Below are 11,745 nucleotides of genomic sequence, written 5' to 3' on the forward strand. Positions count from 1 at the left end.
GTTCCCACCCGATTTGCATATTGTTGCTCAAAAACCACATTATACTGTTTGGTTTTGTGCTGAATTCACAGCCGATGGTACGAAAATCAATTTCAGGCCGTTTTTTAGCTCCAACCGGGAATAGCTGCTGAAAGATGTTTCCACCAAGGGAGACGCCCAAGAGGCTTACACCCAGGCGCTCGTCGCTGTGTGGAATGAGGAAGACAAAACCGCAAGTCGCGCTTACAGCGCCCTCATGGGTCAGGGCGAGGGACACGCCCAGCAGATCCGCGTTCTCATCGACCACCACTTTATTTCTGTGTTGAAGAACAACAGGGGCAATCTGACCCTCAAGGCGGTCAAGGATAGACTTGCCGCGACCAGCGAGCCGAAGGAGAGCGCGATACTTACCAGCTATCTCGAAGCGGACAAAGAGCAGAAGGCTGCAACCAAAGAAGCGTCAAAGCTTCTCGCTAAGGCCGATAAGCAATACCAGAAGCGACTGGGGGCCGACCCTCTGCCGGAGAACCTTGTCGATTTGCATGCCACGGTTCGTTACCTGAGCCTTCTTGAAGAACAAAGCGCACTCAAGAGCAAGGTCAAGGAAGCGGATGCTGCGCTGGACAAGCTGGCCTATGAAAAATACCCACAGCTCAGCGTGGACGAGATCAAGACCCTGGTGGTGGATGACAAGTGGCTGACCACGCTGGCCATGGCCGTGCAGGGTGAGCTGGATCGCGTCTCGCAGACGCTTACCACCCGCATCCGTCAGCTTGCCGAACGCTACGACACGCCACTACCGAAATTGGTGGACGAAGTGACGGAGTTGTCGGTCCGCGTCGATGAACACCTCAAGCGCATGGGGGCGGTATGGAGCTAAAGCCGGGATATAAGCAGACTGAGGTTGGGGTGATTCCAGCGGATTGGGGCACTTCGGACTTAGAAAGGATTTCGTTGGTGCCAATGCAAAACGGCCTATTTTACGAACCCAATAGAAAAGGCCGTGGAGTTCATCTCGTTAACGTTGGCGACATGTATACAGCGGCACCGATTTCGATTGAAACACTTGATTTGTTTGATGCAACCACATCCCAAATTCAAAACTTTCGCGCACAGGAAGGAGATCTTTTTTTTACTCGTTCTTCTGTGGTGCCAAGTGGTATTGCTTATTGCAATATATTGCCGGACTGCAAGGAGGCAGATGTAGTTTTTGACAGTCATGTAATTCGGGTAAGAGCTAATCCGAACATAATGGATGCTCGTTTCCTTTACTTGAACTGCCTTGGCGTCCATTCGCGGAAATATCTGGTGTCATCTGCTAAGACAGCAACAATGACCACTATAGATCAGGGCGCTCTTAAGAGATGTCCTGTCTTAGTGCCACCACTCCCCGAACAACGTGCCATTGCCACCGCCCTGAGCGATGTGGATGCCCTGCTGGATGGCCTCGACCGGCTGATCGCCAAGAAGCGCGACCTCAAACAGGCCGCCATGCAGCAGCTCCTCACCGGCAAAACCCGCCTGCCGGGGTTTAAGGGGGAGTGGGAGGTGAAACGGTTGGGAGACATGGGGGGCTTTCTCAAGGGGAGTGGCGTCCGAAAAGATGAAGCGCAGAGCGGTGACTTGCCTTGTATCCGATACGGTGAAATTTACACACACCACAACGACTATGTCCTATCTTACAACTCTTGGATATCTTCCTCGGTCGCGTCGACCGCTGTACGCCTGAAGAAAGGCGACATTCTCTTTGCTGGTTCCGGCGAGACGAAGGATGAGATTGGGAAGTGCGTCGCTTTTATCGACGACCGAGAAGCATACGCGGGCGGGGATATTGTTATCCTGCGACCGCATGAAGCCGACCCAATCTTCATGGGTTACTACTGCAACACAACGCCAGTTAGAAAGCAGAAAGCAAGCAGAGGTCAGGGAGATGCGGTGGTTCACATCAGCGCAACCGCACTTTCCAGCGTTGAGGTGAAGGTACCATCCCTCCCCGAACAAACCGCCATCGCCACCATCCTCTCAGATATGGACGCCGAGCTAGCCGCCCTTGAACAGCGCCGCAACAAAACCAAAGACATTAAACAAGCCATGATGCAGGAACTCTTAACCGGAAAGACGAGGCTGACATGAAGATTTCCACCATTCTTGATCACATTGACAGCGGCCATATGGCCTTACCCGAATTCCAACGCGGTTATGTCTGGAACCGCGACCAGGTGCGCGGTTTGTTCGATTCCCTCTATCGTCGTCACCCGGTCGGCGGGCTGCTCGTCTGGACTACCGAATCCAAAACCGCTGCCCATCGCGGTGACGGATCGCTGGCGGGAGGGATTGTTAAGCTGCTGCTCGATGGTCAGCAACGCATGACCACCGTTTACGGCGTGGCGCGCGGTAAGCCGCCGAAGTTTTTCGATGGCAACGCCCAGGCGTTCACCGGCCTGCGTTTCCATCTGGATTCGGAGACTTTCGAGTTCTTTCAACCGGTCAAAATGAAGGACGACCCATTGTGGATCGACGTAACCGAGTTGATGAAAAACGGTCAGGATGGGCACGAAAAGCTTATCGAATCTCTTGCCGAACACCCGGAGATCGGCACCAAAGCGGTCAAATATTCGGGCCGGATCTCTCGGATTTTGGGGATTCTGGAAATCGAACTGCATGCCGAGGAGGTGACTGGCGCGGACAAAACACTGGATGTGGTGGTGAACATCTTCAACCGGGTGAATTCCGGCGGCACCAAGCTCTCCAAAGGTGATCTGGCACTGGCCAAAATCTGCGCCGAATGGCCGGAGGGCCGAGATGCGATGAAAGCCAAACTCAAGGAGTGGGCCGGGGCGGACTTCCATTTCAATCTCGATTGGTTGCTGCGTTCGGTGAATACGGTGCTAACCGGTGAAGCGAAATTCCAGTATCTGCATGAGAAGACCGCGGACGAGATCAAGGATGCCCTGGATCGCACCACCAAACATATCGACACATGTCTCAATCTAATCAGCGGTCGCCTGGGGCTGGATCACGACCAGGTGTTTTTTGGTCGCTTTGGCGTTCCGGTCATGGCGCGATACCTCGACCAGCGAGAATGCAACAAACTTGGTCCGATTAACGAGAAGCAGCGCGACAAGCTGCTTTTCTGGTTTGCCCAGGCCGCAATGTGGGGCCGTTTTTCAGGCTCCACCGAATCCTACATCGACAAGGATCTGGAGGCAATCGTTAGCACTGATGGCAATCTCGACCCCCTGCTTGAGCAGTTGCGCCTATGGAACGGCGGGCTGCGAGCCGAAGCCGGACACTTCACCGCCTGGAGCCGGGGGGCGCGGTTTTACCCGGTGCTTTACCTGTTGACGCGCATGGGTGAGTCGCGGGATTGGGGCACGGGCCTGCCGCTTAAAGCTAACCTGCTGGGCAAGATGAGCCGCCTGGAGGTGCACCACATCTTTCCCAAGGCCCAGCTATACAAGGCCAAGTGCTATAATTTTCAAAAGCCGGAGGTGAACGCCCTGGCGAATTTCTGCTTTTTGACCAAGGACACCAATCTGAAGATCAGCGACCGGCTGCCGGAGGTCTATTTCCCCGAGGTGGAGGCTGCATACCCCGGTGCGTTGGCTTCGCAATGGATTCCCACCGATCCGGCACTGTGGAGTTTGGACCGATACCGTGACTTTTTGGAGGCCCGAAAGGCGTTGTTGGCCGATGAGCTGAATCGCCAGATGGAGGCTTTACTGCATGGGGATACAAGATGGCTTGCCAGCGGAGCCACCCCGAAGATGGAGCCGGCCATTGTGGTGGGCGGAATCAGCAGCGAGGATGAAGAGGCAGAACTGGAAACGCTAAACAACTGGGTGGCATCTTGCGGACTGCCTCGTGGGATTGTGTCGTACGATTATGCCGATGCCGACTCCGGCCGGCAGGTAGCTGTGTTTGATCTGGCGTGGCCCCAGGGGATGCAAGAGGAGTTGAGCCAGCCGGTGGCAGTGTTGCTCAATGAAGAGCCCGCCACGATCGCCCTGGCCAGTCAGGCAGGGTTTCAGTGCTTTACCGACGTTCAGGGATTTCGACAATACGTTGACCGCTACATGACATCAGGAGGATCCAATGCCTGAAAAACCACGTCCCGAGCGGCTGACCCAGAATCGCGTGGCCGCCCTGTTTACCGACACATCCCGGCCGGACTGTCTTGGCTATCAGTATCTGGGTGATTGGAGCAAACGGGACAACAATAGCCCCATCGAAGCGGAATATCTCAGGGCAAACCTCAAGAAACGCGGATATTCGGATGCCCACATCTCTGCCGCCCTGCTACAATTGGAAACCGCAGCCGACACCACAGGCGTCACCCTCTACCAGGCCAACATGCGCACATATAACCTGTTGCGCTACCCGGTGAAGGTGCTTCTGGCACCTGGGCAGCCGCACGAGGATGTACACCTGATCGACTGGGAGCATCCAGAGGAAAACGATTTTGCCCTGGCCGAGGAAGTTACCCTGAAGGGCGGTTATGAGCGCAGGCCGGATCTGGTGCTTTACATCAACGGTATTGCCATCGGCGTGATCGAACTCAAACGCAGCTCGGTGGAAGTGGCCGATGGCGTTCGGCAATTGATCACTAACCAGGAAGAGATATTTAACATCGGCTTCTTCAGTACGGTGCAGCTTGTCTTTGCGGGCAGCGATTCCCAGGGGCTGCGTTACGGCACCACCGGCACCCCAGAACAATTCTTTGTCCAGTGGAAAGATGAGGAAGGCGGCAGCGCAATGAAGCCCGGCACCTTGCTCGACAAACCCCTGGCTCAGATGTGCGGCAAAGAACGATTGCTGGATCTGATCCGCAACTTCATTGTTTACGACGCAGGCCAGAAGAAGGTGCCCAGGCCCCACCAGTATTTCGGCGTTAAAGCTGCCCAGGAAAGAGTCCGACAGCGCGAGGGGGGCGTCATCTGGCATACCCAGGGCAGCGGCAAGAGCATCCTCATGGTGCTGATAGCCAAATGGTTGATGGAACACGATCCTGATGCACGAATCATGGTCATCACGGACCGTGACGAGTTGGACAAGCAGATTGTGGGCGTGATGCGTAACGCCGGGGTTATCGGCGAGGAGGCACCGTCGCCGCGCATTACCTCAAGGTCACAGTTTGTTGAGAAGCTCGGCGCTACCACCCCGCGCTTACTCTGTGCGCTCATCCACAAGTTCGATCTTGACCTTAAGAGTGACCCGCCGCCGATTCATGGACGTTTTTACATCTTTGTCGATGAATGCCACAGGACCCAGGGTGGCGATATGAACAAACAGATGAAGCGGTGGATGCAAGACGCTATCTTCATTGGCTTCACCGGTACCCCGTTACTGCGCAAAGACAAAAAGACCACCCGTGAGGTGTTCGGCACCTACATTCACACCTATAAATTCCATCAGGCCGTAGCCGACAAGGTGGTACTTGATCTTAAGTACGAGGCCCGGGATGTGCCGCAGCGCCTGACCTCAAAGAAAAAAATCGACGAATGGTTCCAAGAAAAAACAAAAAACTTGAATAATTTTCAGAAAGCTATTGTCAGGAAAACATGGGCAACCATGGAAAAGCTGATGAGTGCTGATGCCCGAAAACGGGAGATCATGGCAGAGATTATTGCAGATTTCAGCCTCAAGCCACGCCTGAACAATGATCGGGGGACGGCCATTCTGGTGGCAGCTTCCATTTATGACGCCTGTCACTATTTCCGGCTGTTCCAGAACACTACTTTTGGTCAGTACTGTGGCATCATCACCTCTTACCAGCCGAACCACAACGCGATTTCAAGAGAACCCGCCAACAGCGATGAGCGCTACAAGTTCGATACCTATACCCAACATGTGCTTAAGAACGGCCAGACGACCAAGCAGTATGAGGATGAAACCAAGCGGCGCTTTATTGAAGAGCCTGCCAACTGCAAATTGCTGATTGTGGTCAGCAAGCTGCTGACCGGTTTCGACGCTCCCTCATGCTCCTATATTTATCTCGATAATGAACTGCACGACCACAACCTCTTTCAGGCTATTTGTCGCACCAACCGTCTTGATGGAGACGATAAGGATTATGGACATATCGTCGATTTCAAGGAGCTTTTTGGGGACGTACAGCAGGCCATTGCTGTTTACAGCTCGGACGAGTTGGACATAGATGAAGGTAGCGGTGAGAGCAACAACATCCATCTCAAAGATTGGTTAAAAGAGGGTAAAGCGAAGCTCGACGGTGCCCGCGAAGCTTTGAAATATCTTTGTGAGCCGGTTCCTGCGCCGCGTGAGGTAGAGCAATATCTGCATTACTTCTGCGGCGATGCGGGTGATCCAAATGCGCTGAACGACACTGAGGCTCTGCGTATTTCATTCTACAAATCAGTGGCCACATTTGTTCGGGCATTTGCCGCTATTTCTCAGGATCTCATTGAGGCCGGATACTCCGCTGCCGAGATCACCTCGCTGAACAGAGAGGTTGAATTCTTCGGTGAGATTCGCGCTGCAATCAAGAAGCACTCCGGTGAAGAGCTTGACATCAAGCCTTATGAGGCGGACATGCGCCACCTCATCAACACCTATATCCAGGCCGATCCCGCCGACCCTTTGGGAGATGTGGATAATTATTCGCTGGTTGAGTTGATCATTGAGACCGGCATCCATGACGCCATAGCAAAGAAGCTCAACGAGAAGGGAAAACTCTCAAAGAATGCTGTTGCCGAGGGCATCATCAACAACGTTCGAAAGACGATTATTCGGGATCAATTGACCGACCCTATATTCTACAAAGAAATGTCGAAGCTGCTTGATGACCTTATCAAGCAAAAACACAATGACACGGAATCCTATGAAGAGTTTCTCCGCAAAGCTGAGGCGTTGGTTAAACAAATGGCCAAAGGGCAAGCTGATGAGGGGATCCCTATGGAACTGATTGGCAAACGTGAAGCGATGGTGATCTATAACAACCTGCCTTCGATTTTTGCCGGAGCCTCTACCACCAATGAGGTAAGAGAGCCACTGGCTGATTATGGTAATAGCCGGCTTATTCTGACCCTGGAAATTGACAAGGCCATGCGTGAAAAGGCGCCGGCAGGCTGGAGAGGTGACGACGCACGAGAGAAACAAGTCCTTAATGCGCTCTTCCCGCTCTTGAAGAAGGACAGAAACGCTACCATGGCCTTGTTTGAACTCATTAAAAACATGCCGGGTTACTGATGAGCGAGATTATTCACATAGGTGATCTTTCAATTGCGGTGACGAGGAAGGACATTAAAAACGTCCACCTTTCCGTTCATCCGCCAGAGGGCCGTGTCACGCTATCCGCCCCGACAGAAACACGCCTTGAGGTGGCCCGAGCCTATGCCATTACAAGGCTTAGTTGGATACGTGATCAGCAGGAAAAGCTGCGCAATCAGGCTCGAGAAACACCACGGGAATTCATCGAACGCGAAAGTCATTATCTCTGGGGTCGTCGACGTCTACTGACCGTGATTGAACGCGACACCAAACCCTGCGTAACAGTCGACCATAAACGGATCACCATGAGTGTTCGGCCGGGCAGCAACCATGCTAAACGTGCGTCGATTATCCACGAATGGCATAAGTCTCTCTTGCATGAGTTTATTCCTACCCTGATCAGCAAATGGGAACCAAAGCTCGGCGTGCTGGTGGCAGCCTATTTCCTCCAGCGGATGAAGACCAAATGGGGGAGTTGCAATCACAAAGCGGGGCATATCAGGTTAAACACCGAACTCGTGAAGAAGCCCAAAGATCTGATCGAATACGTTGTTGTGCATGAAATGCTCCACCTGATTGAGCCAACTCATAGTGATCGTTTTATTTCGTTGCTCACTGAGAATTTTCCGACATGGCGGGAAGCCAGGTCTGAACTCAATGAGTTGCCATTATCCGCAGAAGAGTGGAGGGAGTAAATAGATGTGTGCCGATCTACACCATCACATGCACACGGACAGCAAAATGGGAGACCTCTTGAGCAGTTGAAGATTCGGGGGAGTGAAGCCCGGCGGTACGCCCGCAGTCTTCTCGACCACCTGTCGGAATCGAGTTTAGATGGAGCAATTGCCGATCTTCTGGGGGGTAAAAGGTATTCTGGGGAAAAACAAAAAGCAGGAAGGGAATTCAGGATACGTGTGATCGAAAAGATTTAAAAAATATTAAAAGTATATGGGGAGGGACTATGAGCGGATACAAAAAAAGGCTCCTTGACGACCACGGACAGCCCATTGACAGAAGATACAACTACAAAAGACTCAATGATCGAAATATCGACGAGCTTATCGGTCTATGTAAGGGCATTGTTGCAGACAATCGGGTGAATCTTGATGAAACCATCTTTCTGCAAAATTGGATGGAAAAACACTCTACGAATATCAGCGACCCTATAATTAATGCACTCTACTGCCACATTCACAGTGTCCTGGCAGACGGGATTATTGATGAAAAAGAAGAGAAAGAATTATTCAAAATACTCACTGAATTTACAGGAGAATCAACCGTAAACTCTATTGAATCCATTGCGGCGACTCTTCCTCTCGATAGACCTGAACCAAAAGAAATAATTTTCAATAAGAAAATCTTTTGTTTAACCGGAAAATTTTCTTATGCTCCACGGAAAATATGCGAAGAAGAGACCAAAAAACGAGGAGCCAACACAAGCAAAGGTGTAACGCTAAAAACAGATTATCTCGTTATTGGAACTTTTTGCAGCAGAGACTGGTCTCATACCTCGTATGGTCGAAAAATTGAAAAAGCAGTGGGATACAGGGATCAACGTCGCACGGGGATTCAGATCGTGCATGAAGATTATTGGGCTAATTTTTTGACTGTGTGAGGACTAAATGGATGCTACCCAAAATGGGCCTCGCCGCCCTCGTGGAATAGAGATAAAAGGGGACATTGAACCTCAGTTGGACGAAAAATATCACCAGTATTCTAAGTTCTTTAAGAAAAGGGGTTGGCATCTTATCTACACCGGAAGTTTTCTCGGTCTGACCGTTTCTGATGATGTTTCCATGGGTGCTCAGGAAAATATAAGGATTGTTGATATTTCGTCATTCATTGAATACAACGGTTCCCCTGAGGGAGGGGGAAAGTTCTGGGAGACAAAGACTTACTGGGGAGGCAGACGTGTTTATTCCGAGAATTTTGACGAGGTATGGGATCATTTTTTAAAAGAACAGGGGAATTATGATCCCCGCCGCCTGGCGTGGTCATATCTCGACGATGAATATAGGGCGACACAAAGGATGAGAGATGAAAACAGAGCTCTCGAAATTATCGCGAATATTTTGGGAAAGGATGTCAGCGAATTTAGAATTAATTCGGTCGCTCAACATCTTGATGTGTTCGGCATAGACAGCACAAAATTAAAACGTTTTTGCTCCATTTTCGTTAACCTGCAAAAATGGAAAAATATAAAGCTCTATACCGGTAAAAAGAAAGAAGAGACCATCAAAATTACTGATATTGAAGCCTTGGAAAATCATTGGATGCCGATCATCAATTCCTTCATAAAATACAGCGATACCTTCCCACCAGTCAGAAAAAGTCAAATCCTGGAAAGACCACCCATGCTCTTTCAATTTCCCAGAGCAAGTATACACAGCCGTTGAATACAAAATTGGCAGAAAGGAAAAATGTTTATAACCAATAAAGTAGTTCGATTTTGTTTTTTTTGTGGAGAAGCTTATGGGGAAAGTATGTCCTAATTGCGGATATGAAAGGAAGGAAGAAGACACCGCGCCTGACTATGAATGCCCAAAATGAGGAAGAGTTTATGCGAAGTTTAAGGGGCAGTCTAAAAACATTGATACCAGTTATGATGACTCGCCTCATTTTACTGGCCGGAGTGTGAAACCGAATACCGCAGCGGTGTGGAGAGCTGCGTCGAGTGCGGAGTTCCGCTGATCTCCGGTCAGCAGTTTCTCGACCGTAAACACCAATTGACCGCCGAGTTTCAGAGTTGCTTAATGTTAGATGACCCGGCTGACGTACGCAGGAGAAAGGTCAAAGAAAGGCATATTCTAAACCCTTACAGGTTTTCTCCGGTGTAGATTCTCTCCAGCAATATTTTTAATTTCAGGCTATTGTATGACTACGCTGACGATCTTTTTAATAAAATTGCAAACGACGAACACGGTACATTTTTACAAAAAATATGTGAAAGAAAAATCGGATTATATATAAAAGGAGGAAGACAGGCAGGTTTGCTCTACAATTCCGTGTGTTTAGTGTATTTCGTTCATATTCAATGTTCCCATTATCTTGAAGTAATATCACCTCACGACTCAAATGTATTCAAACAATAAAATTACCTTGTTGCATAATGGAAAGGAGTATTTTCCGGCACTCGAGACAGCTTTTGACCGCGCAACTCAGGAAATATACCTGGAGAGTTATATTTTTGAAAATGATCACACCGGACGCCGTATTGCCGCAGCTCTCAGACGAGCCGCTCTGCGCGGGGTAAAAGCCTGTCTGCTGATCGATGGCTTTGGCTCGCAGGATCTACCAAAAACCATGATTGAGTACCTTGAGGATGGCGGAGTTCTGGTGCTGAAGTTCCGACCCAAAATATCACCGTGGACCCTCAAACGTCAGAGATTGCGGCGCCTGCATCGGAAACTTGCAGTCATAGACCGAAACCTCGCCTTCGTCGGCGGGATGAATATTATTGATGACCGGACCGGTCTGGATTCACCTCAATATGATTATGCTGTACGGGTAGAAGGGCCACTGGTCAAGGTTATCCATGCCTCCGCCCATCGGTTGTGGTCGAGGATTGTCTGGTTACGTCGCCTGGGCCTGGTTTCACCCCAGGTGAAAGAAAGGCCGTCTGCTGTACCACAAGCAGCGGGAAATATGCGCTGCAGTTTTCTGATCCGTGATAATTTCCATCATCGTCGCGATATAGAAAACGCGTACTTGAAGGCAATCGGTCTGGCAAAAAGGGAAATTATTCTGGCCAATGCCTATTTTTTACCGGGCTTGAATTTTCGCCATGCACTGGTGGCCGCAGCTCGGCGTGGCGTCCGGGTTGTCCTGCTCCTGCAGGGGAAAACGGATCACCGTCTGGTCTATTATGCGTCCCGTGCTCTCTTCGGCACTCTCCTTGATGCGGGGATTGAGATTTATGAATATCATCAGAGTATCCTGCATGCCAAGGTAGCAGTGATTGATACCTCCTGGGCAACGGTGGGCTCTTCCAATCTCGATCCTTTCAGTCTCCTGCTTGCTCTTGAAGCAAATGTTGTCGTCGACGATCCGGCTTTTAGTGCAACGCTGAAGGCGAGTCTGAGTGAGGCAATTACCATGGGGGCGAGGCGGATATCAGAGGAGACCTGGAGATCACAGCATATTCTTCTGCGTCTGGTGAGCTGGCTCAGCTATGGATTGACACGATTTATGGTCAGTATAGCGGGATATCTTCCGCAAGGCTGGCCGAAAAAACATATAAATACAAAGAGTTAATAGAAATTAAAACGGAAAGGACGAGAAAAGAAAAAGCAGATTATACCATTCCTATTAAGTTATACCCCGTTTTGTCTCCTGTTTATCTATTCATGGTTACAAACGACAAAAGGAACCACGAATAAACACGAATTATTACTGAAAAAAGCATAAGAGAATGCCCTTGTAAACCACGGAAGACACGGAATATGAGAGCGTAAAACGCTCAACCCCGACTTTCGGATGACGACCAGAGTTGATTAATACTCCTGGTACACTGTACGGTTTAACTTCGGATACACACGA

At 50.3% G+C, this 11,745-nt stretch carries 8 protein-coding genes; all 8 read left to right on the forward strand.

Annotated elements, in window-relative coordinates:
• Positions 1-187 precede the first annotated feature (187 nt).
• The 8 genes from JWG39_RS06825 (at position 188) to clsB (ending at position 11,460) form a co-directional block, all read left to right on the forward strand.
• Entirely contained in the window at positions 188-859 is a 672-nt protein-coding gene (locus tag JWG39_RS06825; RefSeq protein WP_205218638.1) for a hypothetical protein, read from the forward strand.
• A gap of 77 nt (positions 860-936) precedes the next feature.
• On the forward strand, positions 937-2,112 hold the full coding sequence (locus JWG39_RS06830) for a restriction endonuclease subunit S (protein WP_205218639.1): 1,176 nt from the start codon (positions 937-939) through the stop codon (positions 2,110-2,112).
• Complete coding sequence (locus JWG39_RS06835) at positions 2,109-4,082, forward strand: GmrSD restriction endonuclease domain-containing protein (RefSeq protein ID WP_205218640.1); 1,974 nt, start codon at positions 2,109-2,111, stop codon at positions 4,080-4,082. Before JWG39_RS06830 ends, JWG39_RS06835 begins: the two co-directional genes overlap by 4 nt.
• On the forward strand, positions 4,075-7,185 hold the full coding sequence (locus JWG39_RS06840) for a type I restriction endonuclease subunit R (RefSeq protein WP_205218641.1): 3,111 nt from the start codon (positions 4,075-4,077) through the stop codon (positions 7,183-7,185). The genes JWG39_RS06835 and JWG39_RS06840 overlap by 8 nt, the downstream gene beginning before the upstream one ends.
• The gene (locus JWG39_RS06845; RefSeq protein WP_205218642.1) at positions 7,185-7,901 is read left to right on the forward strand and encodes a M48 family metallopeptidase; all 717 of its coding nucleotides are present in this window, start codon (positions 7,185-7,187) and stop codon (positions 7,899-7,901) included. Before JWG39_RS06840 ends, JWG39_RS06845 begins: the two co-directional genes overlap by 1 nt.
• Before the next feature lie 266 nt (positions 7,902-8,167).
• Positions 8,168-8,821 (forward strand): BRCT domain-containing protein, encoded by a 654-nt coding sequence (locus JWG39_RS06850; RefSeq protein WP_205218643.1) that lies wholly within the window; start codon positions 8,168-8,170, stop codon positions 8,819-8,821.
• 7 nt (positions 8,822-8,828) lie between these two features.
• Complete coding sequence (locus tag JWG39_RS06855) at positions 8,829-9,602, forward strand: hypothetical protein (RefSeq protein ID WP_205218644.1); 774 nt, start codon at positions 8,829-8,831, stop codon at positions 9,600-9,602.
• Positions 9,603-10,281: 679 nt separating this feature from the next.
• Positions 10,282-11,460, forward strand: a complete 1,179-nt coding sequence (gene clsB / locus JWG39_RS06860) for a cardiolipin synthase ClsB (RefSeq protein ID WP_205218645.1) — start codon at positions 10,282-10,284, stop codon at positions 11,458-11,460.
• Positions 11,461-11,745: the final 285 nt, after the last annotated feature.

This window comes from Desulforhopalus vacuolatus, from assembly GCF_016918505.1.
Lineage (GTDB): Bacteria > Desulfobacterota > Desulfobulbia > Desulfobulbales > Desulfocapsaceae > Desulforhopalus > Desulforhopalus vacuolatus.